General features: G+C 67.5%; 23 protein-coding genes. 17 read left to right on the top strand and 6 right to left on the bottom strand.

Annotation, left to right across the window (positions count from 1 at the left end; genetic code table 11):
* The first annotated feature begins 331 nt into the window (after positions 1 to 331).
* Both AC5P8Z_RS09415 and AC5P8Z_RS09410 read left to right on the top strand, forming a co-directional pair.
* Entirely contained in the window at positions 332 to 766 is a 435-nt protein-coding gene (locus tag AC5P8Z_RS09415; protein WP_286068742.1) for a VOC family protein, read from the top strand.
* 270 nt (positions 767 to 1,036) lie between these two features.
* Positions 1,037 to 1,741, top strand: a complete 705-nt coding sequence (locus AC5P8Z_RS09410) for a helix-turn-helix domain-containing protein (protein WP_495228886.1) — start codon at positions 1,037 to 1,039, stop codon at positions 1,739 to 1,741.
* A gap of 9 nt (positions 1,742 to 1,750) precedes the next feature.
* Here the strand turns inward: AC5P8Z_RS09410 and AC5P8Z_RS09405 are convergent, their stop codons facing one another.
* The gene (locus AC5P8Z_RS09405) at positions 1,751 to 2,638 is read right to left on the bottom strand and encodes a sterol desaturase family protein (protein ID WP_495228885.1); all 888 of its coding nucleotides are present in this window, start codon (positions 2,636 to 2,638) and stop codon (positions 1,751 to 1,753) included.
* A 102-nt stretch (positions 2,639 to 2,740) separates the two neighbouring features.
* Here AC5P8Z_RS09405 and AC5P8Z_RS09400 point away from each other — a divergent pair, with 102 nt between their 5' ends.
* From AC5P8Z_RS09400 to AC5P8Z_RS09370, 7 genes are all read left to right on the top strand, one after another.
* A complete protein-coding gene (locus AC5P8Z_RS09400) occupies positions 2,741 to 3,691 on the top strand; it encodes a LysR family transcriptional regulator (protein ID WP_495228884.1) in 951 nt (316 codons plus the stop codon).
* A gap of 92 nt (positions 3,692 to 3,783) precedes the next feature.
* Positions 3,784 to 4,434, top strand: coding sequence for a DsbA family oxidoreductase (locus tag AC5P8Z_RS09395; protein ID WP_286068749.1), 651 nt, complete (start codon positions 3,784 to 3,786; stop codon positions 4,432 to 4,434).
* A gap of 35 nt (positions 4,435 to 4,469) precedes the next feature.
* Positions 4,470 to 5,477 (top strand): cyclase family protein, encoded by a 1,008-nt coding sequence (locus AC5P8Z_RS09390; protein ID WP_495228881.1) that lies wholly within the window; start codon positions 4,470 to 4,472, stop codon positions 5,475 to 5,477.
* 220 nt (positions 5,478 to 5,697) lie between these two features.
* Positions 5,698 to 6,312: a translesion DNA synthesis-associated protein ImuA gene (gene imuA, locus AC5P8Z_RS09385; RefSeq protein ID WP_495228880.1), complete on the top strand. Its 615-nt coding sequence runs from the start codon at positions 5,698 to 5,700 to the stop codon at positions 6,310 to 6,312.
* 9 nt (positions 6,313 to 6,321) lie between these two features.
* On the top strand, positions 6,322 to 7,731 hold the full coding sequence (locus AC5P8Z_RS09380) for a Y-family DNA polymerase (protein WP_286068753.1): 1,410 nt from the start codon (positions 6,322 to 6,324) through the stop codon (positions 7,729 to 7,731).
* Between the two features lie 6 nt (positions 7,732 to 7,737).
* Positions 7,738 to 10,848 (top strand): error-prone DNA polymerase, encoded by a 3,111-nt coding sequence (locus AC5P8Z_RS09375; RefSeq protein WP_495228878.1) that lies wholly within the window; start codon positions 7,738 to 7,740, stop codon positions 10,846 to 10,848.
* Positions 10,849 to 11,075: 227 nt separating this feature from the next.
* Complete coding sequence (locus tag AC5P8Z_RS09370; RefSeq protein ID WP_495228877.1) at positions 11,076 to 11,582, top strand: single stranded DNA-binding domain-containing protein; 507 nt, start codon at positions 11,076 to 11,078, stop codon at positions 11,580 to 11,582.
* A 134-nt stretch (positions 11,583 to 11,716) separates the two neighbouring features.
* Here the strand turns inward: AC5P8Z_RS09370 and ptsJ are convergent, their stop codons facing one another.
* Positions 11,717 to 13,003, bottom strand: coding sequence for a MocR-like B6 salvage transcription factor PtsJ (ptsJ, locus tag AC5P8Z_RS09365; protein ID WP_286068756.1), 1,287 nt, complete (start codon positions 13,001 to 13,003; stop codon positions 11,717 to 11,719).
* Between the two features lie 76 nt (positions 13,004 to 13,079).
* Here ptsJ and AC5P8Z_RS09360 point away from each other — a divergent pair, with 76 nt between their 5' ends.
* The 8 genes from AC5P8Z_RS09360 to AC5P8Z_RS09325 all read left to right on the top strand — a co-directional run bounded on the left by AC5P8Z_RS09360 (position 13,080) and on the right by AC5P8Z_RS09325 (position 20,419).
* A complete protein-coding gene (locus AC5P8Z_RS09360; RefSeq protein ID WP_495228875.1) occupies positions 13,080 to 13,853 on the top strand; it encodes a YggS family pyridoxal phosphate-dependent enzyme in 774 nt (257 codons plus the stop codon).
* Positions 13,850 to 14,551: a glutamine amidotransferase gene (locus tag AC5P8Z_RS09355; protein WP_495228874.1), complete on the top strand. Its 702-nt coding sequence runs from the start codon at positions 13,850 to 13,852 to the stop codon at positions 14,549 to 14,551. The genes AC5P8Z_RS09360 and AC5P8Z_RS09355 overlap by 4 nt, the downstream gene beginning before the upstream one ends.
* Positions 14,548 to 14,772, top strand: coding sequence for a hypothetical protein (locus AC5P8Z_RS09350; RefSeq protein ID WP_286068759.1), 225 nt, complete (start codon positions 14,548 to 14,550; stop codon positions 14,770 to 14,772). Before AC5P8Z_RS09355 ends, AC5P8Z_RS09350 begins: the two co-directional genes overlap by 4 nt.
* Before the next feature lie 179 nt (positions 14,773 to 14,951).
* Positions 14,952 to 15,461 carry an RNA polymerase sigma factor gene (locus AC5P8Z_RS09345; RefSeq protein ID WP_286068760.1) on the top strand — a complete coding sequence of 170 codons (510 nt, stop codon included), beginning with the start codon at positions 14,952 to 14,954 and terminating at the stop codon, positions 15,459 to 15,461.
* Positions 15,458 to 16,384 carry a FecR family protein gene (locus AC5P8Z_RS09340; protein WP_495228872.1) on the top strand — a complete coding sequence of 309 codons (927 nt, stop codon included), beginning with the start codon at positions 15,458 to 15,460 and terminating at the stop codon, positions 16,382 to 16,384. Before AC5P8Z_RS09345 ends, AC5P8Z_RS09340 begins: the two co-directional genes overlap by 4 nt.
* Before the next feature lie 64 nt (positions 16,385 to 16,448).
* Positions 16,449 to 18,920 carry a TonB-dependent receptor gene (locus AC5P8Z_RS09335; RefSeq protein ID WP_495228870.1) on the top strand — a complete coding sequence of 824 codons (2,472 nt, stop codon included), beginning with the start codon at positions 16,449 to 16,451 and terminating at the stop codon, positions 18,918 to 18,920.
* Entirely contained in the window at positions 18,907 to 19,713 is an 807-nt protein-coding gene (locus AC5P8Z_RS09330) for a ChaN family lipoprotein (protein WP_495228869.1), read from the top strand. The genes AC5P8Z_RS09335 and AC5P8Z_RS09330 overlap by 14 nt, the downstream gene beginning before the upstream one ends.
* Positions 19,706 to 20,419 carry an energy transducer TonB family protein gene (locus AC5P8Z_RS09325; RefSeq protein WP_495228868.1) on the top strand — a complete coding sequence of 238 codons (714 nt, stop codon included), beginning with the start codon at positions 19,706 to 19,708 and terminating at the stop codon, positions 20,417 to 20,419. The genes AC5P8Z_RS09330 and AC5P8Z_RS09325 overlap by 8 nt, the downstream gene beginning before the upstream one ends.
* 260 nt (positions 20,420 to 20,679) lie before the next feature.
* Here AC5P8Z_RS09325 and AC5P8Z_RS09320 read toward each other — a convergent pair whose 3' ends face one another.
* The 4 genes from AC5P8Z_RS09320 to AC5P8Z_RS09305 form a co-directional block, all read right to left on the bottom strand.
* Positions 20,680 to 21,582, bottom strand: a complete 903-nt coding sequence (locus AC5P8Z_RS09320) for a cation diffusion facilitator family transporter (RefSeq protein ID WP_495228867.1) — start codon at positions 21,580 to 21,582, stop codon at positions 20,680 to 20,682.
* A 28-nt stretch (positions 21,583 to 21,610) separates the two neighbouring features.
* Positions 21,611 to 23,899, bottom strand: a complete 2,289-nt coding sequence (locus tag AC5P8Z_RS09315; protein WP_495228866.1) for an Orn/Lys/Arg family decarboxylase — start codon at positions 23,897 to 23,899, stop codon at positions 21,611 to 21,613.
* 20 nt (positions 23,900 to 23,919) lie between these two features.
* The gene (gene adiC / locus AC5P8Z_RS09310; RefSeq protein WP_049433663.1) at positions 23,920 to 25,272 is read right to left on the bottom strand and encodes an arginine/agmatine antiporter; all 1,353 of its coding nucleotides are present in this window, start codon (positions 25,270 to 25,272) and stop codon (positions 23,920 to 23,922) included.
* Between the two features lie 76 nt (positions 25,273 to 25,348).
* A complete protein-coding gene (locus tag AC5P8Z_RS09305; RefSeq protein WP_495228865.1) occupies positions 25,349 to 26,791 on the bottom strand; it encodes a DcaP family trimeric outer membrane transporter in 1,443 nt (480 codons plus the stop codon).
* Positions 26,792 to 26,879: the final 88 nt, after the last annotated feature.

The raw sequence follows: 26,879 nt of genomic DNA, 5'->3' as shown, positions 1-26,879 counted from the left end.
GGCGTAATTCCGTTGCCAAGGCAATCGGTCCAGGGAAAGTGCCGCCGAAGGGTGCAGCGTTCATGCCGCGCAGGGGTTGCCAGGCAACCTCCCGCAGGCCGAAGGACGGGCCGGTCTGCGCGCGGGACCCTCCTCCCGGCGTGACAACCTGCCTGTCCGGGCCGCGCAGAGCGACCCAATCCTGTGAAGATTGTGGGAGGGCGTTCACACCTGTCAACAGGACCTAAGTCACAGGCGTATCCCGCGGCTGGTTATCAGGCCATCACCGGCGGTCATCAGCGCGCCGTGCGGGGCTGCCGATAATGAGGGTCCCTGGCCACGAACCGAGCCCATGACCGTACATCGCGACTTCGACCATCTCTGGCGCGACCGCTGTGATACCTCCAGCCAGCGCGCGCCGCGCGTGCTGATCCGCGTGTTCGTGGCGCCCGGTGAGCTGGAGCGCAGCGTGGCCTTCTACGAGCAGTTGCAGGGACTGGTGGCCGATGCCGGGTTTCCATTCCCGGAGGCCGGGCTTCGCCTGGCGATGGTGGGTGCGTTCCTGCTGATCGAAGGCAGCGACGATGCGCTGGCGCCGTTCACCTCCACCACCGGCACCCTGCTGGTCGATGATGTGCGGCCCTATCACGACCGGTTGGTGGCGGCCGGGGCCGAGATCATCTTCCCGCTGCAGGTCGTGCCCACCGGTGCGGCATTCAATGCGGTGCATCCCGATGGCACGGTGGTGGAGTACGTGCACCATCGCCCGGACCCGCACGGCCGGTGAGGGGACGGCCGGGCTGCCGCCCGGCACCCGCTGACGTCAACGTCAACGTCAAAAGCCTGCATTCCGTGGGATGCCGGGGCACTGTGGGTCTGCGGGGACGGCGCAAGTACGTCCATGTAGCCTTGGTCGCCGCATCCATGCGGCTCACACCCCGCACACCCACAGTGCCCCGCCTTCGACAGCTCGCTGGTGGCCAGTAGATCCACGCCATGCGTGGATGCTTTTCAAATCAACACGCGATATTCGATTCCGGTGGAGATCCATCCACGCATGGCATGGATCTACAATTGCGCCATGCCCCACCCCGCCCTGCCCTGGACCGGCACCCTGCTGCTGGATGCACACACGGCCCTGCTGCAGGGCCACGCCGGTGACAGCGGCACGCACGCGCACTATGCCCACCAGCTGCTGATCAGCGATGGCGCACCCTGGCAGGTGGAAATCGACGGCGTGGCACGGCACGGCCAGCGCCTGTGGCTGCCCTCCTTCGTACCGCACGCCATCGTTTCGGCGCCACAGGACGGCTGCACGCTGTTCCTGGAACCGACCCACGCTGATCTCGAGCAGATCCAGCAGCAGCTGCCCACGCTGCCCACCGACATCACCGCCCTGCGGGAACGGCTGCCGCAGCTGAGCCGTGCGCAGGCGCTGGACCGCCGCGTGCAGATGGCGCTGGAACGCATCACCCAGCACCTGCCCGGCCCGGTGCCCGCCGCCGATATCGCCGGCGCCGCACATCTGTCCACCAGCCAGCTGCACCGGCGCTTCCACTCCGACCTGGCAGTGACCCTGCGCGGCTGGGTGCTGTGGCAGCGCCTGCGCATCGCGTTGGCACATCATCTGCAGGGGCACAGCCTGACCGACAGCGCGCATGCGGCCGGCTTCGCCGATCTGGCCCATCTGTCACGCAGCCTGCGCCGCATGTTCGGCATCGGTGCGGCACAGCTGCAGGGGCTGCAGCTGCACGCGGCCTGAGGCGCGCATTCAGCGGCGGCGCAGGCCTTCAGGCAGCTCGGGCACCGGCCCATGCGGCAGTTCGCGGAACGGCGCCAGCAGCTGCCCGGCATAGCAGCGCGGATAGTCAGGCTGGCTGCCGATGCCCAGGTCGCGTGTGCCCAGCCGGTAGCCCGGTGCAGCAAAGGCCGTGCCCAGCAGGTGGTCCCAGACCGTCAGGAACAATCCGAAGTTGACGTCGCCCGCCGTGCCGTAGCGCATGTGGTGGAAACGGTGCAGCGGCGCCCACGCCATCACCCGGCCCAGCATGCCCGGGCGCATGTCCACGTTGGAGTGCTGCAGCAGCAGCTGGATGGCGATGGCGAAGGCCAGTACCGCGGCCACCGGCATCGGCAGGCCCAGCAGCAGCAGCGGCAACACGCCGCCCACCGCTTCGGCCGCCTGGTGCAGCGGGTGTTTCATCAGGCCGTTGAAGCCATACATGCGGGTGACGCTGTGATGCACGGCATGCAGGCGCCATAGCCAGCCGATGCGATGGCTTGCGTAGTGCACCAGCGTGATGCCGAGATCGGCAGCGATGATGGCCATCAGTATCTGCAGCGCAAACGGCCACTGCAGCGGCCAGACCTGCCACGGAATGATCGCCGCCAGCAGCGGCACCGCCGCGATCGACAACAGGTTCAGGCCTTCGTTGACCAGCGCATGCAGGGTGTCACGCAGGCGGTCGCCATGATCGTGGTTGAACGCGGGATCGTACGGCCACGCGCGCTCGGCGGCGAACGAGAGCGCAATGGCGGCCGCCAGCAGGGCCAGCAACCACAGCGGGTCACCGTGGCAGTGGCCGACCCAGACGACGGCAGTGGCAACGAACCCCAGCAGGAACAACGGGGCATACAGGCGGAGGATCCAGTGTTTCATGGGCAACCCGGGAAATGAGGGCCTGCATGCTGGCGTGGCGTGCGGGTTGCTGGCTTGAACAAACGGCGCAACCCTGCCGCACCGCGTTTCCCACATCCACGCATGGCGTGGATCTACAATGGCGCCTTCATCGCGCCCGGGGCCGGCATGGATTCCTTCAACCTGATGCGCGCCTTCCGCCGCATCGTCGAACGCGGCGGGCTGGCCCGCGCCGCCGAAGACCTGGGCATGTCGCCGGCCGGGCTGAGCAAGCAGCTGCGCACGCTGGAAACCCACCTGGGCGTGGTGCTGCTGCAACGGACCACGCGACGCATGAGCCTGACTGAGACCGGCCATGCCTATTACCGCGAATGCTGCCGCCTGCTCGACGAACTGGACGCGCTGGAACGCGGCATCGCCGAACAGCGCGGTGAGGTGGCCGGGCGCCTGCGCGTCAATGCGCCACAGTCGTTCGCGCTGAGCACGCTGTCGCCGTTGCTGCCACGCTTCCTGCAGCAGCATCCGCAGCTGTCGTTGGACCTGGTGATGGAAGATCGCCTGCTCGATGCAGTCGGCGAAGGTTTCGATGTGTCGCTGCGGCTGCGTGCCGAGCTGGATGATTCACGCCTGGTGGCGCGCCGGCTGGCGTCGCTGCAGCAGGTGCTGTGCGCGGCCCCGTCCTACCTGCAGCAGCACCCGGCACCTCAGGCAGTGGACGATCTGCAGGTCCACAGCGTGCTGGCCTACAGCCTGTCCGACTCGCCCGGCAGCTGGCCGCTGCTCGGCCCCGATGGACAGGTCACCATCACCCTGCCGGCGCGCGTGACCGTCAACAACAGCCTGCTGCTGCGCGAACTGCTGGTGGCCGGCATGGGCATCGGCGCGCTGCCTTCGTTCCTGGCCGCTCCGGCACTGGTGCGGGGCGAACTGCAGCAGGTGCTGCCCGACCACCGCTATCCGCCGCGCTTCGTGCATGCGGTCTATCCCACCTCGCGCCACCTGCAGCCCAAGGTACGCGCCTTCATCGATTTCCTGCACGCCGAGCTGCCCGGCTGCGCCGGCCTGGATTCGTAACCGCCAGCGAAAACTGAGCTGCCCGCGGCGTGCTGTTTCGGCCCCGCCGCGCTGCCTACTCTGCCGCCTCCCCTCTCACCGATGGCAGGCAGATGTCTTCCGTTCCGTCCCCCACCACCGCCGCGCCGGTGGTCGATTTCTTCCACGACGTGGTCTGCGGCTGGTGCTTCGTGCTGGCCCCACGCCTGCAGCAGGTCTCCGCCGAACTCGGCATCCAGGTGCGCCACCGCAGTTTCGTGCTGCAGGACTCGCGCGCGCAGATGGTCGAGGTGTTCGGCTCGATGGCGCGTGCCAAGGCAGTCATCCTGCGCCACTGGACCGACTGCGCCGCGCATGAAGACACCGCGCGCATCGATATCGAAGGCATGCGCGCACAGGACTTCGAATATCCCTCTGGCTGGCTTGGCGCACTGGCCTGCCAGGCCGCCGGGCTGATGGGCGGCAACGATGCCCATGGCGCGATGTTCGATGCCGTGCAGTGGGCGCACCTGCACCAGCACCGCAACATCGGCGATGCCGAAGTCCTGCTGGATATCGCCGAATCGCTGGGCCATCGACGTGGCGCCTTCGCTGACCACATGCACAGCGACGCAGTGCGCCAGCGCGTGCAGGCCGATCGCGCCGAAGCCGCTGCCCTCGGCATCCGTTCCATACCCACCGTGATCGGCGACAACGGCCTGCGCCTGCAGACCCTGCCGCTGCCACACCTGCGCCAGGCCCTGGCGCCCCTGGTCGCGGCCTGAGCCGCCCCCTCCCCCACCCTGCAAGGAGATTTCCCATGACCCCACGTACCCTGGCCACCGCGCTGGCCCTGCTGGTGGCCACCACCGCCGCTTCCACCACGGTGTCCGCGCACGAACGCGTTCCCTCCGGCCAGCAGGTCGGCACCAGCCCCTGGGGACCGAAGGATGAGATCGGCCGCCTCAACCTGATCACCGAGGCCTCGCGTGCGGCGATCCTGTCGCGGGTCAGCGGCGGCAAGGCCTATGACCTGGCCACCGAGTACTACGTCGGCATGCCCAGCTGGCAGGACGCCGGCGACCCGCACTACCAGTTCTGGATGACCCACACCCCGCGCGGCACGGTGATGGATGATCCGATGGGCGTGGGCGAGACCATGAACCTCACCCGCAGCTACACCGGCACCGCGTTCTCGATGTACAGCCACACCGGCACCCACATCGATGCCCTGAACCACTTCGGCATCCATGGAAAGATCTGGAACGGCTTCGAGGCCGACAAGCACCTCGGCGACCGCGGCTGGAATGTCACCGGCATCGAGAAATTCCCGCCGCTGATCGCGCGTGGCGTGCTGATCGACGTGGCCGGCGCCAAGGGCGTGGACATGCTGCCGGACAGCTACCGCGTCACCCGCCAGGACCTGAAGGATGCGCTGGCACGCCAGAAGGTGAAACTGCAGCAGGGTGACGTGGTGCTGATCCGCACCGGCCGCATGCGCCTGTTCGAGCAGCCCAGGGCGTACATGGCCAACCCGCCGGGCATGGGCCTGGACGCGGCACGCTTCCTGGTGGAGGACAGCGGCGCGATGATCGTCGGTGCCGACAACCTCAGCTTCGAGACCTTCCCCTCGGAGGTGTCCGACGACTACGTGCCGCTGCATACCTACCTGCTGGCCCAGCAGGGTGCGCCGATCATCGAGCTGGTGGCGCTGGACGAACTGGCTCGCGACAAGATCTACGAGTTCGCCTTCATCGGCGGCCCGCTGAAGATCCGTGGCGGCGATGCCGCACCGCTGCGCCCGGTGGCATTGCCAGTGCGCCTGTAACCGGGAGCTGTGGGTGCCGACCTTGGTCGGCACTCCTTTTTACCCTTCAGCAACCTGAAACCCAGTCCGCCGATTTCATTAGTAATTCTACTCACAACGCGAGTAGCATGTCCGGTCTCAGCCCCTGATACCGGCCCGTCGATACTCGCGCCATGCCCGCCGTTTTCGCCCATCCCTGCCGCTTCCAGCCCGCCCGGCGCCTCCCTTGGAGGATCGGCTGATGGGCGCCGTCGTCGCCCTCGACCGGCTGCTTGACGGCCGCCAGCTGTGGCGCGGCCCGGCCCGCCAAGGGCCCGCCAGCGACCATCTGGCCAGCGGCCATCCGGCGCTGGACGCGCGCTTGCCCGGCGGCGGCTGGCCGGCCAGCGGGCTGTGCGAGGTACTGCAGGTGGCGCCCGGCGTCGGTGAGCTGGCGCTGGTCTGGCCCGCACTGGCGAAGCTGAGCCAGCGCGACCGCCCGATCGTGCTGGTCGCCCCCCCCTACCGCCCGCATGCCCCGGCCTGGGCCGCAGCCGGGCTGGACCTGGCCCAGCTGCAGATCATCCATGCTGCGCCGAAGCAGGCGCTGTGGGCCGCAGAACAATGCCTGCGCTCTGCCGCCTGCGCGGCGGTGCTGTGCTGGCCACACCAGGCCGATGACCGCGCCCTGCGCCGCCTGCAGGTCGCCGCCGAAAGCGGCCAGTGCCTGGGCTTCGTGTTCCGCGAGGCGCAGGCGGCGCGCAACCCTTCTCCGGCCAGCCTGCGCCTGCAGCTCGACCATGGCCAGGTGCGGGTGCTGAAGTGCCGAGGCGGCCTGCCGCCGGCGCAGCCGTTGCCGCTGGCCATCGTCCACTGAGGTCGCGCCATGCACTGGGCCTGCCTGTTGTTGCCGCAGCTGGCGCTGGACAGCGTGCTGCGCCTGCAGCCGGACCCGCAGCGGCCACTGGTGCTGCTGCAGGGGCCGGCACAGCGTCGCGTCCTGCGTGCGGTCAGCCCGTCGGCACGCGCAGCGGGGCTGCGCCCGGGCATGCTGCTGTCGGCTGCGCAGGTGCTGGTGCAGGACATACACCTGCACGACTACGACCCGAACGCCGAACAGCACACCCGGCAGCTGCTGGCCAGCTGGGCCTACGCCTACAGCTCGCAGGTCAGCCTCGATTTCCCGCATGCACTGGTGCTGGAGATCGGCGCCAGCCGCGCCCTGTTCGGCGACTGGCTGACAATCGAAAAGCGCCTGCGCAACGAACTGCATGAACTCGGTTTCCGCCATCGCCTGGTGGCTGCACCCACCGCGCATGCCGCGCGCGTGCTGGCCAACGTCCACGATGGCCTCGGCATCGATGCGCAGCAGCTACCGGCGGCGCTGGCACAACTGCCGTTGCCGCGCTGCGGCCTGCCCAGCGAAGCGGTGACGGTGCTCGGCCGCTCCGGCCTGCGCACGCTGGGTGCGGTGCTCGAACTGCCGCGCGACAGCCTGGCCCGGCGCTTCGCACCGGACGTGCTGCAGCAGCTGGACGCACTGCGTGGCCTGCCCACCGCGCCCCTGCGCTACTACCAGCCACCGGACCGGTTCGATGCGCGCATCGAATTCGAGTACGAGATCGAATCCAGTCAGGCCCTGTTGTTCCCGCTGCGTCGACTGCTACTGGACCTGGCAGCGTTCCTGTGTTCGCGCGATGGCGGCGTGCAGCGCTTCGACCTGCATTTCGAGCATGACCTGCTCCCGGCCAGCGTGCTGACCATCGGCCTGCTGGCCCCCGAACGCGATGCTGCGTTGCTGTTCGAAATCGCACGCAACCGCATGGAGGCCTTCGCCCTGCCTGCCGGCAGCCGTGCACTGCGCCTGCAGGCCGAGCAGCTGCCGCCGTTCGTACCGGCCGCGCGCGACCTGTTCGACACCCGGCCGGCACAGGCGATGCCCTGGAACCAGCTGCGCGAGCGCCTGCGCGCGCGGCTGGGCGATGACGCCGTACAGCCGCTGGCGGTACAGGCCGACCATCGCCCCGAGCGCGCCAGTGGTATCCAGCCCCCGACCAAGCCGCCCGCTTACTGGCCACTGCGCCCAGGCTGGCTGCTGGACACCCCGCAACCACTGCGTGACCCGCGCCTGCGCATCATCGCCGGGCCGGAGCGGATCGAATCGGGCTGGTGGGACCAGGCCGACGCACGGCGCGACTACTACGTGGTGGAAACCGCGCACGGCCAGCGCGGCTGGGCGTTCCGTGAGCGCAACGATCCGCATGCGCCGTGGATGCTGCACGGCTGGTTCGGCTGAGCCGCCATGCACAGTGAACTGCCCGGCTACGCCGAACTGCACTGCCTGTCGGCCTTCAGCTTCCAGCGTGGCGCCTCGATCGCCGAAGAACTGTTCGCGCGCGCCGCCGGCCAGGGCTACCGCGCGTTGGCGATCACCGACGAATGCTCGCTGGCGGGCATCGTGCGCGCCTGGCAGGCCGCGAAGACGCATGGCGTGGCGCTGATCGTCGGCGCCGAATTCCAGGTCGAGGATGGGCCGAAACTGGCCCTGCTGTGCACCGACCAAACCGCCTATGCCGGGCTCTGCCAGTTGATCACCACCTGCCGGCGACGGGCGGCCAAGGGCGAGTACCGCTGCCTGCGCGACGATCTGCTCGGCCTGCCCGACGGCCTGCTGTGCCTGTGGCTGGACCGGCAACCGGCGGCCACCGAGCTGGAACTGCTGCGTGCCGGCTTCGATGATCGCCTGTGGCTGGCAGTGGAGCTGCATCACGAACACGACGATGCGCGCCGCCTGCAGCAGCTGCAGTCCTTCGGCGAACGCCATCGCCTGCCGCTGGTGGCCAGTGGTGATGTGCACATGCATGTACGCCGCCGCCGCGCCCTGCAGGACACGCTGACCGCGATCCGCCACCGCTGCAGCGTGGCCGAAGCCGGTTGGCGCCTGTTTCCCAACGGCGAGCGCCACCTGCGCCCGCGTACCGCGCTGGCCCAGCTGTATCCGCCCGAACTGCTGGCCGAGACCCTGCGCATCGCCGAGCGCTGCCACTTCACCCTCGAGCAGCTGCAGTACACCTACCCGCGCGAACTGGTGCCGGAGGGCCACGACCCGGACAGCTGGCTGCGCGAGCTGGTCGAAGAAAAGATTCCATGGCGTTGGCCAGAAGGCGTCAAGGACGCGCAGCGCAAGCAGATCGAACATGAGCTGGCGTTGATCCGCGAGAAAAACTACGCCTCCTACTTCCTTACTGTGCATGACATCGTGCGCTTCGCCCGCAGCCAGGACATCCTCTGCCAGGGGCGTGGCTCGGCGGCCAATTCGACGGTGTGCTTTGTGCTGGGCGTGACCGAGATCGATCCTGCGCGCAGCAATCTGTTGTTTGAACGCTTCATCTCCGCCGAGCGCAATGAGCCGCCGGACATCGACATCGACTTCGAGCACGAGCGACGCGAGGAAGTGCTGCAGTACGTGTTCAAGCGCTATGGCCGTGAGCGCGCCGCACTGACCGCAGTAGCAATCAGCTACCGTGGCCGCAGCGCGATCCGCGACGTGGCCCGTGCGCTCGGCCTGCCGATGGACCAGGTCAACGAACTCGGCGCTGCGATGGACCACTGGGGTGGCAGCATCCCGCTGCCGGACACCCTGCGCGAGCGCGGCTTCGATCCGGACACGCCGCTGATGCGGCGGCTGCTGTCACTGACCAATGAGCTGATCGACTTTCCGCGCCACCTGTCTCAGCATCCGGGCGGTTTCGTCATCTCCGAGCATCCGCTGTCGACCCTGGTGCCGGTGGAAAACGCAGCGATGGCCGACCGCACCGTCATCCAGTGGGACAAGGACGATCTGGATGCCACCGGCCTGATGAAGGTCGACTGCCTGGCGCTGGGCATGCTCACCGCCATCCGCAAATGCCTGGCGATGTTGAAGCAGCACGGCCTGCATGAAGGACGCATGGATGCGATCCCGCCCAAGGATGCAAAGACCTTCGACATGATCTGCGCCGCCGACACCATCGGCGTGTTCCAGATCGAATCACGCGCACAGATGGCGATGCTGCCGCGCATGCAGCCACGCACGTTCTATGACCTGGTGATCGAGGTGGCGATCGTGCGCCCTGGCCCGATCCAGGGCGACATGGTGCACCCCTATCTGGAGCGGCGCCGGATCCTGCGCGAACAGGGACCGGACGCGTTGAACGACCCGGACAACCCGCTCTATCCACCGCAACTGGAACGCGTTTTCGCACGCACGCTGGGCGTGCCGCTGTTCCAGGAACAGGTGATGCAGCTGGCGGTGGAAGCGGCCGGCTACACGCCGGGCCAGGCCGATGCCCTGCGCCGCTCGATGGCGGCGTGGAAGCGCCGTGGCGGCCTGGAGCCGCATCGTGAGAAGCTGCTGGCCGGCATGCTCAAGAACGGCTTCAGCCGCGAGTACGGCGAGCACCTGTTCGAGCAGATCAAGGGCTTCGGTGATTACGGTTTCCCGGAAAGCCATGCTGCCAGCTTCGCCCTGCTGACCTATAACAGCTGCTGGCTGAAGTGCCATCACCCCGCCGCGTTCACCGCCAGCCTGATCAACAGCCAACCGCTGGGGTTCTACAGCCCCGACCAGCTGCTGCAGGATGCACGCCGCCATGGCATCCGCGTGCTGCCGGTGGACGTGCGCCACAGCGACTGGGACTGCACCCTGGATTTCAGCAAGGGACCGGCGGCGATCCGGCTCGGCCTGCGCCTGATCGACGGCTGCAACGAAGCGGCCGTGCAGGCCATCACGCGCGAGCGTGCGCGGCGCCCGTTCGACGATGTCGGTGACCTGTGCCAGCGTACCGCCCTGGACCGCCGCCATCAGGGCCTGCTGGCCGATGCCGGTGCGCTGCGCGGGCTCAGCGGCCATCGTCATCGCGCACGCTGGGATATCTCCGGTGTAGAACACCGGCTGCCACTGTTCGACCAGACCCGCGCCACCACCGAAGCCCGCGTGCCGTTGCCACTGCCCAGCGCATGGGACGACATGCAGGCCGATTACCGCAGCACCGGCACCACCCTCGGCCGCCATCCGATCTCGTTCCTGCGTGTGCAACTGCGCAGTCGCGGTTGCCTGGATGCCGCACAACTGGCGGGGCACGGCCATGGCCGCCGCGTGCGCATCGCCGGCCTGGTACGCATGCGCCAGCGCCCGCAGACCGCCAGCGGCGTGACCTTCCTCACCCTCGAAGACGAGACCGGCATGGTCAATGCGGTGGTCTGGCGGCATCTGGCCGACCGCCAGCACCGGGTGCTGGTCGACACCCAGCTGATGCAGATCGACGGCCGCCTGGAACGCGTTGATGGCGTGCAGCATGTCATCGTGCAGCGCATGCACTGCCTGGATGAGCTGCTGCAGGGCCTGCGCAGCCACAGCCGCGATTTTCACTGATACCGGGAATGACGGCGCAAAGGTTAGTGAGCGATGGCTGCTGCGTGATGTCGCCTGGGTGATGGCGACTGAATGATGGCCACTGGGTAGAGTCGACTGTCAGTCGACCAGCGCGCGTCAGCGCGGGGATTTCCGCGACCTGATCGAACAGCAGTCGACTAACAGTCGACTCTACCCATCCTCTTTTGCATCCGCTATCGTCGGCACATCCAAGGAAGGACGATCCGATGCCCCGCGCACTGCTGCTGACCACGTTGATGGTCTCGACCCTTGCCCTGCTCGTTTCCGGCTGGACCGCCTGGAGCCTGCATCGCAGCCAATCGCCAGAGCGGATCATCGAAGCGCGCGGGCTGGTCATCCACGATGCAAGCGGCCAGCCGCGGGTGATCCTCGGCGCACCGGTCCCCGATCCGCTCAGCGCGGGCCGCACCCAAGGCCCGCGCGCCACCGCGCTGTCCGGCCTGATCCTGCTTGGCCCCGATGGTTCCGAGCGCGGCGGTTATGGCACCAGCGACCGCGGCGGCGAAGCCCTGCTCACCCTCGACGATGCCACCGGCACCACCGAAGTCTTCAAGGTCGTCGCCAACCCGGACCGTGGCGCCAGCCTGATGGTCAAGCACCAGAACAACACCGGCGCCATGCTCACCTCCTGGCAGGGCAAGCCGGAACTGATGTTCCTCGATGACAGCGGCCAGGCCTACTACGTGCGCCCGGGTGCCAACGCCGCGCCCTGATCTTCTTCTGTAGAGCCGAGCCATGCTCGGCTTTGCTTCATCTTTGTAGAGCCGAGCCATGCTCGGCTGCTGTTGCTAGAAGCAGTCGAGCATGGCTCGACTCTACATGACGGGCAGTCGAGCATGGCTCGACGCTACACCCCACACACCGCCGCGAGGTCATCGGCCAAGTGCCGCAACTGCGCCGCCCCCAGTGCCGCGCAGGTGATGCGCAGGCCATGCCCCGGCGCCGCCACCGCGAACACCTCACCCGCGCGCACATGCCATCCGCGCGAAGCCAGTGCCAGCACCTGGGGATGGCTGTCGGCCTGCAACGGCAGCCACAGGTTCAATCCTTCCATCGGCTGTGCCGTCGGCAGGCCACGCGCATGCAGCAGCGTCTGCAATGACTGCAGCCGCTGCTGGTAACACTCCCCCGCCGAGGCGATCTTCGCCCGTTGCGACGCCGACGCCAGTACCGACGTCGCCGCATCCTGCAGCAGGTGACTGACCCAGCCAGTACCGGACGCCAACCGCAACCGAAGCCGCATCGCAGTCTCTTCATCGCAGGCCAGCCAGGCCAGCCGCAGGTCCGGGCCCAGCGGCTTGGACAGCGAGCGCAGCAGCGCCCAGCGCCGGCCATCCAGCGGCAGCACCGAGTGATAGGCCTGCTGCGAGAGCAGTGCGTAGTGATCGTCGATCAACACCGCCACCTGCGGATAGGCGGCCAGCAGCTGGCGCAATGCGCGTGCCCGCTTCGCATCCAGGCTGGCCCCGGTCGGATTGTGCGCCCGTGGGGTCAACAGCACCGCGCGTGCGCCGCTCTCCAGTGCCTGCCGCAGCGATTCGACCTGCATACCGTGTTCATCCACCGCCACTGGCAACGGCGCGTGGCCCACCGCGTTGAGCACATTCAGGCTGCCAAGAAAGCACGGATCTTCCACCGCGATGCGATCGCCCGGCAGCAGCCACGCCGCCAGCAGGCGTTCGATGCCATCGACCGCGCCATGGGTCAGCTCCAGCGCGTACCCATCAGGGCAGTCCACATCCAGCGAAGCGCGTGCCAACGCCTGCAGTCGCGGGTCGACTGTACCCACGCCATACAGCCGCGGTGCCGCTGCGGCCAGGCGCAGGCTGGGCAGCAGGCGCGGATCCGGGTTGCCACCGGCCAGGTCCTGCAACGCCAACCCTGGCGTACTGCCCTCGCGCGCCAGCATCGGCGGCAGGCCACGCACCACCGTGCCGCGCCGGCCCGCGGTGCTGGCCAGGCCCGCCGCGTCCAATCGCTTGTAGGCGGCGGCCACGGTGTTGCGATTGACCCCCAGCTGATCGGCCAGATCGCGCACCGGCGGCAGCACGCTGCCGGCTGGCAGACGGCCCTTGCCGATGCCATCGCGGATGCTGTCGAAGATCGACTCGGCGCTATGCCCGGTGATTTTCATTTTGTCCTATGCCAAAATAATTCTTGTCCTGTGCCAGTGTATCCCACCCTGGCCGCCCTGCATTGGAGGTACCCGCATGCCCCTTGCCGCCGCCGACTGGCCCGTCGCCCAGTCTGTTGAACAGATCGCCGCCAACCTGGTCACGGTGCGACAACGCATCGCCGATGCCTGTGCCCGCGTCGGCCGGGATCCGGCCAGCGTGCGCCTGCTGCCAGTCAGCAAGACCGTCGATGACGCCCGCATCCGCATGGCGGTGGCCGCCGGTTGCCACGAACTGGGCGAGAACAAGGTGCAGGAGGCACAGCGCAAGGCCGAGACAATGGCCGACCTGGACGTGCACTGGTCGGTCATCGGCCATCTGCAGACCAACAAGGCGCGCTACGTGGCGCGCTTCGCCAGCGAATTCCAGGCGCTGGACAGCCTGCGCGTGGCTGAAGCGCTGCAGCAGCGCCTGCAGCTGGAAGACCGCACACTGGATGTATTCGTCCAGGTCAACACGTCTGCCGAACCCAGCAAGTACGGTCTGGAACCCGATGCCATGGAGGCATTCGTGCAGCAGCTGCCAGCCTTCGACCGGCTACGCGTGCGTGGCCTGATGACCCTGGCCATCTTCACTCCCGAAGTCGAACGTGTGCGAGCGTGCTTCGTGCGCCTGCGTGAACTGCGCGACCAGCTGCGGCATACCGCCCCGCCCGGCATCGACCTGTCGCAGCTGTCGATGGGCATGTCCGGCGACTTCGAAGTGGCCATCGAGGAAGGCGCCACCGTGGTCCGTGTCGGCCAGGCCATCTTCGGCGCCCGCGCCACTCCGGACAGCATCTACTGGCCGAACAGCGGAGCCCCGGCATGAAGCACGCGGTTGTCCTGCAACACGTTGCCTTCGAGGACCTTGGCACCCTGCAACCGTTGCTGCTGGCCCAGGGCTGGCAGCTGCAGGTGCTGCAGGCGGGTGTAGATGCACTCGATCCGGCCGAAGCGGCTGACCTGCTGGTGGTGCTGGGTGGCCCGATCAGCGTCAACGATGTTGATCTTTACCCGTTCCTCAACGATAGCATCGCGCTGTTGCAAGGGCGTTTGCAGCAGCAGCGCCCCACCCTTGGCATCTGCCTTGGCGCGCAGCTGATGGCGCGTGCGCTGGGTGCCAGCGTTGTGCCCAGTGGCGGCAAGGAGATCGGTTTCGCGCCGCTTCTGCTTACCGATGATGGCCAGCACTCACCGCTGCAGGCACTGCAGGGCATTCCGGTGCTGCACTGGCACGGCGAGGCGTTCGAACTACCAGTCGATGCACGCCGCCTGGCCAGCACGCCAGCCTGTCGCCACCAGGCCTTTGCCATTGGCCACCACGCACTGGCGCTGCAATGCCACCCGGAACTGGATGCACGCCAGTTCGAGCGCTGGCTGATCGGCCACACGCTGGAGCTGGCCCAGGCCGGTATCGACCCCAACGATCTACGCGCGCAGGCGCGCCGCTATGGCGCACCACTGGCCGCAGCCGCCACTGCGATGTTCGACCACTGGCTGCAGGACCTGCAGGAGATACCGCGATGAACTACCGATTGCAGATTCACCGCGATGGCGCCTACTGGGGCCATTTCGATTGCAGCGGCCCCGATGCACTGCAGCGCTTGGACGGCATCGCCGCACAGCTGCCTGCCGACCAGGGCTTCCAGTTGAAGCGGCAAAAGGGTGTCGGCGAGGAGCGCATCCTGTCCAGCAATGCCGACGGACTGCGTGTGCTGGCCGCGCAGATCCAGTACCGCGATCTCTGACGATCGTCACGGTAGTGCTGGCCGCATGCCAATCTTCCACCCTGCTGACCTTGCCACGCGGCAACCACCACCCGTCGACGCACATCGCATATGGATGCAAATGATTCTCTTTTGCTGTAAGGTGCAGCCGCTGCCCTTGCCGCCGCGGGCTGTTCCCTTTCCCAGTTGTCGCCCGCCCCGTGTCCACGCCTGTCGAACCGACGGATGTCGCGCAGCTGTGCGCGGCCCATTACCGGCCGCTGCACGCCCATGTCCGCCGTAAACTCCCGCAACGCAGCGATGCCGATGACGTCGTCCAGGAAACCTGGCTGCGCGTCGTCAAAGTTGCCGCCAGCGGCCTGCTGAGCAACGGCCGCGCGTACCTGTACCGCGTCGCCCACAACCTGATCGCCGATCACTACCGGCAACGCCAGCGCCGTCGCGAAGAGGCGCTGGAGGACGCGCAACTGCATGCCATCGCCGATCCCGCGCCCCTGCCCGAACAGCGCCTGCTTGATGCCGAACAGCTGCGCCACCTCGATGCCATCATCGCCGCGCTGCCGCCACGCTCGCGCCAGGTGTTCCTGCTGGCCCGTGTGGAGCAGATGGCCTTGGCCGAGATCGGCCGGCAGCTCGGCATCAGCCGCCAGACCGCGCACGGCCATCTGCTGCGCGCCCTGGTCGCGTTGCAGCAGGTGCCGGGCGCATGAGCCAGGAGACCATTGCACGCGAAGCTGCGCGCTGGTGGCTGGATGCGCACGATGGCGACCGTGATGAGAACGCGTTCGAGCAATGGTGCCGGGCAGATCCACGCCATGCGGCGCAGTACCTGCACCTGCAGGAGCTGTGGCAGGCCGGCGCGGCGACGCCCAGCCTGCAGCGGCAGCAGCGACGACGGCAGCGCCGCCGCCTGGGTGAAGCCGGCCTTGCGGTGCTGCTGCTGTGCGCGCTCGGCCTGTACAGCCGGCATGCTTCGCCACCCGCCGCACAGGTACTGCGTACTGCGTCCGGCGAGATCCGCGACGAAACTCTGACGGACGGTTCACATGTGCTGCTCTCGCCGGGCAGCGAAGTGCACGTGCGCATCGACGCACAGCGTCGCCAGCTCCAGCTGGAGCGCGGCCAGGCCTGGTTCCAGGTCAGCGTCGACGCTGCGCGACCGTTCCAGGTGCATACCCCGCACGGTACCGTCACCGCGTTGGGTACCGCCTTCGATCTGGCGGTACAGCGTGATGACAGCGTGGTCACAGTCACCGAGCATCGCGTCAGCGTGGTGTCCGGCAGCAGCACCGTCCAAGCGTCCGAGGGGCAGCAGATGCGTTTCGACGGAAAGACGCGGGCCCTGCCGCGCGCCGCCGATGCAGGTGCGCTGGCTTGGCGCGAGCGACGGCTGCGCTGGGTATCGGCGCCGCTGACCGAGGTCACCCAGGGTCTCGACCGCTGGCACGGTGGGCACACCTGGATCATCGGGGCGCGACTGCGGCAACAGCCGGTCACTCTGTTGGGCAGCGCAGACGGCGCCGCCGGCAACCGCGACCAGCTGGCCGCGCAGCTGCACGTGCGCGTACTGCGCCTTGGCAACGGCGTACAGGTGTGGTTGCCGCCGCGTGCGGAGCATCGTGATGGACCCTGACAACCAGCCCATGGCTGCGTCTACCCAGGATGACGACGCTCTGCGTCAGCCCCTGGAGCCCCCGATGCTGTGCCCTCGCCCTCTTGTCCTTGCCCTGTCGCTGGCCTGCGCCGGCACCGTTCCGCTGCTGCCCTCCAGCGCCCACGCGCAGGCCGCCACGCGTACCTATGACCTGCCCGCCCAACCGTTGGCTGCCGCGCTGGATGCCTACAGCCGCCTGACCGGCATCGACCTGATCGTTGGCGCGGCGCTTCCCACCGGCCATGCAGCGCCGGCGCTGCGCGGCAACTTCGACGATGCGCAGGCCCTGTCGCGCCTGCTGGCCGGCAGTGGCCTGCGCCCACGCTTCATCGATGCGCGCCGCGCCACTCTGGAACCGGCGCCGGCCGAGCGCAGCGACGGCAGCCGACGCACCGTGCCCCTCCGTGTGCAGGGCGATAGCGCGCACGGCCACGCACCCGGCACCGGTGCCAGCCAGTACGTGCCGGCCACCCGTAATGGCTTCGCACCCACGGTCGGCAGCGAACGCGTGGCAATGGCCGAACACCAGGACGGCAACAGCCTCCTGCGCTCGATGCCCGGCACCCACAGCTTCCATTCGCGCAGCCAGCCGGGCCTGCAGGTCAACATCCGCGGCATGACCGGTGCCGGCCGGGTCAACACCATGATCGACGGTGTCACCCAGACCTTCCGCAACAATGCCGGGCATGGCTCGGGCGGTCCGTTCGCCTATGTTGACCCCTTCCTGCTGGCAGGCGTGGACGTGCAGCGCGGTGCGGTCGCTGGCGGTGACGGCGCCGGTACGCTGGCCGGCAGTGCCAACTTCCGCACCCTGGATATCGACGATCTGCTTGGCGAGGGCCGCGACTGGGGCCTTCGTGCAGGCTACCGCCACGGTAACAACGGCTACGGCAGTGGCCGTACCTTCGCCGGTGCCTGGCGCCACAGCGACGACGGCGGTGACCGCCAGTTCGGCCTGCTGGCTGCTGCCAGCAGCAGCCGCAGCAGCGAATACGCGACCGCGCGTGGGCAGAAGAACGATGCCGACCCGGGCAGCCAGCAGCCCAGCAGCTGGCTGCTGAAAGCGCGCCTGCAGCCCAGCGACCAGCATCGGCTCGACCTGAGCCACATGCGTTACGAAAACGACTTCTACCACAACTACCCGTGGCAGATTTCCGCGCGCAACCAGCGCGCCAGCTATCACTACACGCCCTACACGCCGTGGATTGACCTGCGTGCGACGTTCGCCAGCAACAAGACCCGGCTGTTCTATCCGCCGGTGGAAGATTCAAGCTACATCGGCCGCCGCACCCACAGCAGCCTGAGCAGCTGGACCGTCGACAACACCAGCCGCTTCGATATCGGCGCCGTGCAGGCGCGCTGGAACACCGGCGTCAAGCACCAGTCGGACATCTATGTGGCCGATACGCCCATCCTGCGCGGTGCCAACCCGCAGGGTCGCAGCCAGCTGGACAGTGTGTTCAGCACGTTGGAACTGCGGTACGACGTCTACGCGCTGACTGCCGGCCTGCGCCAGGATCGCTATGGCATCCGTGGCCACGTGCCGATCTGCTCGGATGTCCCGGGCCAGTGTGCCGATATCAACGGCGGCGGCATCGATGTGCGCCGCACCCAGCGCGCACTCAGCCCCAGCCTGACGGTTTCGTGGCAGGCCACCGACTGGCTGCAGCTGTTCGCCGAAGTCTCCCGTACCTCCCGCCCGCCGCGTGTGCAGGAGATGTTCTTCGAGAAGATCCCGCTGGAAGGCATGAGCGATGCCGATGGCGTCGGCGCCAACCCGTTCCTGCGTCGCGAACGCTCGCGCAACCTCCAGTTCGGCGCCAACCTCAGCACCGACTCGCTGCTGGTCGACGGTGATCTGGCACAGCTGCGCATCACCCGCTTCGACAACCGCATCCGCGACTACATCAAGCCGCAGTACCTGCTGATCGTGCATCCGCCGGAAATGGAACCGCTGGTGGTGCCGATCGACAGCGATCCGCAGCTCAATGCCTGGACCGATGTGCTGGATGCAGATGACTTCACCGCCACGACCCGCTGGATGAACCATCCCGGCGTCGTGCGCATGCGCGGCATCGAGCTGGAGGCGCACTACGCCAGCGAGCACTACCACGCCACGCTGAGCTGGACCCGCTCACGTACCAGCGCGCCGTCCATCGAGTTCGTCAACCTGGAAGACATCACCGCCCTGCCCGACCGCTACTGGACGCTGGATGTGGGTGGCCGCTGGTGGCAGCAGCGTGTACAGGCCGGCCTGCGCGCCGAGTACTCGGGCCCGACCGAGGAGGGCTACGACTTCTTCCAGACCCGCAAGACCGGCGGCACCGGTGTGCTGCTGGATTTCTACGCGAGCTTCAAGCCCCAGGCCAACACCACGCTGTGGCTGAACATCGAAAACCTGCAGAACAAGGCCTATGACAACAATGCCTCGATCGACAGCATCTTCAGCCCGATCCTGGACCGCGGCAACGGCCGCGGCCGTACCGTCTCGATGGGAATCAATGTGGCGTTCTAGCCGTCGCTGGCTGCCACTGTGCCTGCTGGCGCTGGCGCTGGCGAGCATGGTTGGCGCGCAGCCGATGCCGGGCTCGGTGATCGATCTGGCCAATGGCCAGCGCGTGGACGAGGCCGCATTCGTGCAGCGTGCGGCCAGTGCGCAGCGGCTGCTGCTGGGTGAACGCCATGACCTCGCCGGAGACCATGCCGCCCAGCGCTGGCTGCTGCACGCTCTGCTGCGGGAACGCCCGCAGGGCGCCCTGGTGATGGAAATGATCGCCAGCGCGCGCCAGCCACGCCTGCAAGGGGTGCAGCGCTGGCTGGCCAAGGGCAACCATGCCGAGGGTGCACGCCTGCAGGAACTGCTGGACTGGGATGCGCGCTGGCCGTGGGCCGCGTATGGCGGGCTGGTACGGGAGGCTGCCGATGCAGGCACGCCGTTGTTCGGTGGCAACCTGGCGCGTGCCGAGGTCAATGCGCTGCTGGCCTCGACCGAGGGCGTGCGATTCCCAGTGGCCGCTGCCCGCCAGCGCCTGTCGGCGGTGGTGCTGGCCCAGCACGCAGACGCGGCACCGATGCTGGAAGGGATGCTGGCCGTACAACAGGCCCGCGACACGCGCATGGCCCAGGTGCTGCTCGATGCGCCCGCACCGGCGCTGCTGGTAGCAGGTCGCTGGCATGTACTGCGCGGTACCGGGGTACCGGGCTACCTGTCACCGGACACGCCTGCGCTGGTGATCGCATTGGCTTCACCGGGTGAAACCGTCGATGCAGCTGATGCCGATCTGCTGTGGGTGCTGGACGATGAGTGAGCGCGGCCAACACTGGCAGGCGATCGCGATCACCGTCGTCCTGCACCTGCTGCCACTGCTGCTGTTGATGCACTGGGTCGCGATGCCGCCGATGCTGCCGCCGCCGGAGCAGGACGTGCGCATCAGCCTGCGCCTGCTGGCACCGGCCACGCCGCCACAGCCGGTAGAGGAGCGCCAGGCCGAAACCCCCAGCCAGGCGCAGCAGGCCCGCGCCTCGCAGCCCACAAAGTCACCGCCGCCGCCCAAGCCTACGGCGGCGCGCGAGGGAGAGCAGGCCGCCAGCGAACCGGGTGGCACGGGCCGCCAGCCACTGCCGGTCGCCCCGCCTGCGGCCGCGACCGATGCAAGTCCCGCACCGGCATCGATCACGGCCGCGCCGCCCGCTCCGGACGCGCCACCGGCAGACTTCCAGGCCGGCGCCGCCAGCGACCAGTGGGAAGCCCGCCTGATGGCGCGGCTGGAACGTTACCGCTACTACCCCGCTGCCGCGCGCTCGCGCCGGCAGCAGGGCACTGCCTGGGTCAGGGCCAGCATCGACCGCGAGGGTCGCCTGCTGGCACTGCGGCTGGAGCAGTCCAGTGGCCAGCGGATGCTCGATGACGCAGCTCTGCAGACCTTCCGTCGCGCCCAGCCACTCCCCCCCATTCCCGATGAACTGAAGGCACCGCAGGAGCTGGTGGTGCCGGTGGAGTACTACCTGCGCTAGGCGCGTTGGAACTGCGAGGCAGTCTGCGACCTCAACCCGGGTTGAGATCAAATACATCCGACGCAACAGAGCAGTCCGCCGTGCGCAACGAACGCGGCATGTTGCGTCGCCACGCCAGCGCTTTGCTACTGCACGCGATCGGCAGTTGTGGAGCCGAGCCCATGCTCGGCTGCTCCACGCGAACGGCAGCCGAGCATGAGCTCCGCTCTACAGGGGAGCAGAACCCGGCCCGGCAAGGCCCCGGCGCCAAAGAAGCAGGGCTACGTCCACGCCGGGTCGGCGGTGAAATCGATGGTCAGCCAGAACGTGCTGCCACGGGCATCCAGGCGTACCGCGATCTCATCGCGCATCGCATCGACCTGGCCCACCGAACCCAACGGCGTCGTCGGATCGGCCAGTACGTGGATCTCGATGAAGCTCATCCGCCCCATCTTCGCCACGTGGCTGGTAAAACCGGCATAGCCGCGCTCTGCCACGAACGCCTGCATGACCTGCTGCACGCGCCGGTCCAGATCATCCGGGGCCACCTGCAGTACCTCGCGCATCGCCTTCCACGCGCTGCGCGCAGGCACCGGCAGCACCGCCAGGCTGATCAGCGCCAGCACGATCGAGTCCAGGTACGGCACCCAGTGGTGCCAGTCGCCGCCGTGCAACGCCAGTGCCAGCACGAAGGCCAGCACCACCGCCAGGCTCATCAGCCCCCCCAGCAGCCAACCTCGCACGTCCAGCCACAACAACGCCGAGCGCAGGCGCCGCGCACGCTGCGCGACGAATGCCGCCATCGCCAGGTTGCTGGCGCTCAGCAATGCCGCCCACCACAGCGCAGGCCCGAATTTCACTTCGTGCCCGCCCGTGGTCAAGCCGATCACTGCGTTGGCCAGCGCATACACGCAGGCCAGCGACAGGATCACCCCGCCGAGTGCCTCGACCATCGGCTCCAGGTGCCAGTAGCCGTACTGGAAGCGCGGGCTCTGTTCCCGCGCAACCAGCCGCAGCACCGACAACGACACCAGGGTCAAGGCAACGTCGACCAGGCTGTACACGCCGTCGAACAGGATGGCCTGCGATCCCACCAGCAGGCCACCACTGAAGCCAACCGCGCTGACTGCGATGGTTACCCCGATGGAGAACTTCAGGATGCGTTGCTCGCGCGCGGTATCCATCGTCCGCCGAAGGGCCGACCGTTGCCGGTCAGGCCTTCAGCACCTCCACCCTGTACGAAACCGCATCACCCTCCTGCTCGATGATCAGCCCGTGCACGTCCGACTCGAAGCCCGGGAAACGAGCGTTCTGTTCGCGGGCCATGCGCAGCGACTGGATGATCGGCTCGTCACTGTCGCCAAAGCGCTCGCCCGGCATGATGGTCGGAATGCCCGGCGGGTACGGCACCAGCATGGTCGCGGCGACGCGGCCACTGAGCTGCTCGATGTCGACCCGCTCGATCTCGCCCTTGACCAGGTGGTTGTAGGCATCGGCCGGGGTCATCACCGGGGTCGGCAGATCCACGTACATCTCGCGCATCACCTTGGCCACCGCAAATTCCTGGTTGAACGCATGCAGTGCATCGCACAGGTCACGCAGGCCCCAACCAGCGTAGGCATTGGGATAGTCGGCCGCCAGCGACGGCAGTGCCTGGCTGAGCGGCGCGTTGCGGTCGTACAGCTCCTTGAATGCCATCAGTTCGGTGACCAGCGTGCTCCACTTGCCCTTGGTGATGCCCATCGAGAACAGGAACAGCACCGAGTACAGGTTGGTCTTCTCCACGGTGATGCCGCGGCCCCACAGGAACTTGCTGAGCACCGCCGCCGGAATGCCCAGCCTGCCCATGCTGCCGTCCATCGCCAGGCCCGGGCTCAGCAGGGTCACCTTGATCGGGTCGATCAGCACGTAGTCGTCGACCAGATTTTCGAAGCCGTGCCAATGCGCGTCCGGCTGCAGGTACCACTCCTCGCGCTTGGCCACCAGCGGTGCCGGCGTGTCACCCTTGTCCAGGCTGCGCTCGACCTTGGTGGGCTGCCACACGCTGAACCACCAGTCGTCGCGGCCGAGATCGTCACGCACGTGCAGCATCGCGCGACGGAACGCGATGGCTTCGTCATGCATCTCCTGCACCAGCGAACGGCCGGCCTCGCCCTCCATCATCTTCGACGCCACATCACAGGCCGCGATCACCCCGTAATGCGGGCTCGTCGAGGTGTGCATCATGAACGACTCGTTGAAGCGCTCGGCATCCAGGTCGCGCTGCGCCGAATTGCGCACGTGGATCATCGATGCCTGCGAGAACGCGGCCAGCAGCTTGTGGGTGGAATGCGTGGTGAAGATGATCGCATCCTGCTCTCGCGGCTTGCCCTTGGCCATGCCGTAGTGGTTCTCGTAGAACGGATGGAAGGCGGCATAGGCGTACCAGGCTTCATCGAAGTGCAGGAAGTCGACCGCGCTGCCGATCTCGTCGGCGATCTTCTCCGCGTTGTAGCACAGGCCATCGTAGGTGGAATTGGTCACCACTGCGATGCGCGGCTTGGAACCGGCCTGGTAGGCCTTGCTGGCCAGCGGGTTGGCGGCGATGCGCTGCTGCAGCGACTCGGGCGTGAACTGGTCCAGGCTGATCGGGCCGATGATGCCGTGCGCGTTGCGGCTGGGGGTGAAGTACACCGGCACCGCGCCGGTCATGATCAGCGCGTGCAGCAGCGACTTGTGGCAGTTGCGGTCGACGAACACCACGTCGCCGCGGGCCACCGTGCCGTGCCAGACGATCTTGTTGGCAGTGGAGGTGCCGTTGGTGACGAAGAAGGTATGGTCGGCACCGAAGTTGCGCGCGGCTTCTTCCTCGGCATCCTTGATCGGGCCGGTATGGTCGAGCAGCGAGCCCAGCTCCGGCACCGAGATCGACAGGTCGCTGCGCAGGGTGTTCTCGCCGTAGAACTGGTGGAATGCACGCCCCACCGGCGACTTGGTGAACGCCACGCCACCGGCATGGCCCGGCGTGTGCCAGGAATAGTTCGACTCGGCCGCATGATGGATCAGCGCCTTGAAGAACGGCGGCAGCAGGTTCTTCATGTAGTCTTCGGCTGCGCGCATCACCTGCCGCGAGATGAAGCTCTTGGTGTCTTCGAACAGGAAGATGAAGCCGTGGATGTACTTGAGCAGCTTGCTCGGCACCTTCTCGATGGTGCGGCGCTCGCCGTACAGGAACACCGGCAGGTTGGCGCGGCGCGCGCTCTGCTCGCGCAGGAAGGCGGTCAGGCGCTGGAACTCGCCATCCACCTCCTCGCTGCCATCGATCGAGATCAGCACCGCCGACGCCGCCACGTAGGTACGGGCACCGGCGCGGGCATCATCCAGGTTCAGGCCACACAGCACGCGCTGGTCGTTGCTGCGCAGCTCCTCCACCAGGGCGCGGATCAGGATGCCGCCGATGCGCGGCGACTCGTAGTCGTTGTCGATGACAATGACCGGATAGTCCAGGGACTTGAAGTACACGTTGATTCTCCTTGTCTAACTCAGGAACGCTGGGCGCCGGCACTGATCGCCGAAGCCTCGCGGGCGCGCTGCCGCTGCTGGCGGCGCTCCTCGCTGAAGAAGGGATAGAACACGGTGATGAACAGCACGAACAGGAACGCGTACTGCACGATGGTTCCGGACGAGCCGTAGATCGCCCACAGGCAGTACACGACGGTCAGGCTGGTCAGGGTCCAGAACGCACCGGTATGAATGATCGTGTGCGAGCGCTCGACCACGAAGTAGCAGGCCACGCACGAGTAGATGTAGGGCAGCAGGGTCAGTACCACGGCCGCCGACGTGATCACGTCGAACTGGGCCGAGGCGGTTTCCGAAGTGGAGGTGACCAGCACGGCCAGGGTCATCAGCACGGCCACGATCAGCACGCCCTTGACCGGCACGTCATCCTTGTTGGTCTTGCTGAAGATGCTCGGGAACAGGCCGTCGTCGGAAGCGGCCTTGGCGCTCTGTGCGGTCAGCAGGATCCAGCCGCCCAGCGAACCGGCCGCACCGATGAAGGCACACAGGCTGACCAGCGCACCGCCCCAACCGCCCACTGCCTTGGCCGCGGCCAGTGCGAACGGCGCATCGGACGTCTGAAGTTCACCATTGGGCACCATGCCCATGATCACCGAGGAGCTGGCGATGTAGGCGATTGCGGCCAGGAACACGCCGGCCAGGGTGGCACGGGCCACGTTCTTTTCCGGGTTCTCGACCACACCGGCCGTCACCGAGGCCGACTCGACACCGATGAAGGCCCACAGGGTCAGCGCCGCGGCGCTGGAGATCGCGCCGAAATTGGATTCACCGGACACGTTGTAGGCGCCCTTGAAGATGTCGGCATCGAAGAAGAACCAGCCGAAGATGGCGATGCCCAGGATCGGTACCAGCGCAAAGCTGGTGGTAACCGTCTGCACGCGGCTGACGAAGGCTGGGCCGATCACGTTGGCGAAGCTCAGCGCCCACACCAGCACCAGCACCGCGATGCAGCGCACCAGCGGCTCGGACAGGATCGGGAAGAAGTAGCTGAAGTAGCCGACCGCCGCAATCGGGATGGCGACGTTGCCGATCCAGTTGGCGAACCAGTAGATCGTGTTGGTCTGGAAGCCCATGTACGGCCCGAACCAGTCACGCGCATAGGCGTACGGACCGCCCGCCTTGGGCGCCAGCTTGCCCAGCTTGGCGAACACGAACGCCAGCAGCAGCGCACCTGCGGTGGTGATCAGCCAGCCCCAGATCGAGGCGGTGCCGATCTTGGCCAGGCTGGACGGCAACAGGAACACGCCTGAGCCCATCATGTTGCCGGCAACGAGGAAGGTGGCTCCGACCACCCCGATTTTCTTTGCTTCTGCCATGACAATCTCCTGTACTGGCATGAGCCCGGCTTGACCGGGCGTGGGGACGGTTACGCTGGCGTACGACTGCTCGCGCTTACTTGATGAAGTTGTATTGCAGGCTGCCCTGCACCCGGACCGTGTCGCCGCGCGCGCCGCCCTGCTGTTCCAGGCGGCCGTACAGCAGCTCCATGCCCATGGTCCACGAGGGCGCCGGGCTCCAGATCAGGTTGAACACGCCGTAGCGGCTTTGCCGGAACGCGTCGGCGGCCAGTGCCGCGTTCCGCTCCAGGGTCAGCTGGCCAAAGATCAGGTTCGACCGCCATAGCTCGGACCAGTAATGGGTGTAGCCAACGAAGCCGCCGTGCAGGTCCAGCGCGTCGAGACGGCCATCGGCACCGACCACCGCGTCCAGCCCGGAGCCGGTCAGGTCGGCGGTGTAGCGGCTGAGACCGCGGCCACCGAGTGCACCGAACAGCAGCAGGTCGCGCTCGCCTACCGAGGCCGAGCCACTCAGCTGCAGGCCGCCGGCCATGCGCCGGTCGCGCTCGTCCTCGCCGTCGTAGGCCAGGCTGCGCGCCACCGCGCCCAGCTGCAGGTGGCCCCAGTCGCGCTCCATGCGCGCGGTCACGGTTACGTCCGGCAGACGGTTCACCGCGGCCCGCTCATCACTGGCACCGGCCAGTTCGGTCTTCGGGTCTTCGGCGGCGACGGTCAGGGTGTTGCCCTTGCCCATCGCAAAGCTGTGGTGGATGCCCGCCACCAGCAGATAGCCCGCGCCGCCGGGCCCGGCGAAATCCAGCGTGTCGGGCAGGCTGTCCGGGTCCATGAAGCTGGAGTAACCATAACCGGCATAGGTATTACCGAGCTGGCCATACGCATGACGCAGGCGGAACTCGTAGCCGTCGCTGCTGCCGAAGAAGTCGTTCTCCAGGTAGAAGCGCAGGTTGCCGTGCGTGGTCGGGCGTCGCGCCTCGAAGCTGAAGCGCGTCTGCTTGGCATGGATGTTGAAGTTGGACACATCACGGTGGCTGCCGCCGACCGGCATCGACGACGGGATGAACTGGTCCTCGTCACCGGCCGCGCGCGAGTCGGCGATGGCATCAAGCTTGGCGTAGCCGCCGATGCGGATCACGGTGTCGGTGCCGGGAATGGCGAAGAAGCCCTTGAGGTCGGGATCGGTCGGGCCCGCGGCACTGTCCGGACGCGATGCCGCTGTGGATGGATCGGCCACGGAGTCGCGTTGTGGCAACACCGGCTGTGCGACACCCGGGACCTGCGTGCCATGAATCACATCGGAAGGGACAGGTGCCGAAACCAAAGGCGTCGTTGCAGGCGCTGCCGTCGTCCGTGCCTGCACCGGCGCATCATCGCGCGCCTCCAGCCGATTCAACCGTTGCTGCATGCCTTCCAGCGCCTGACGCATGGCGGCAATCTCACGCCGCAATGCCTGCGCATCCTCCGCATCGCCCTGTTGCGCATACGCTGGCGAGATCGCCAGTGCACCCATACACGCCAGACTCAGTACCGCCAAACGCATTGCATCCTCCCCGGACGAACACTCGCATCACGGTCCTGGAGCGCACGCATGCGCCGCCCTGGCTTCGCGTTGCCGTTGCTGGAAATGC

The organism is Stenotrophomonas sp. YJH_SMC_17, from assembly GCF_059371655.1.
This window is presented reverse-complemented; position numbering and strand designations above follow the sequence as displayed.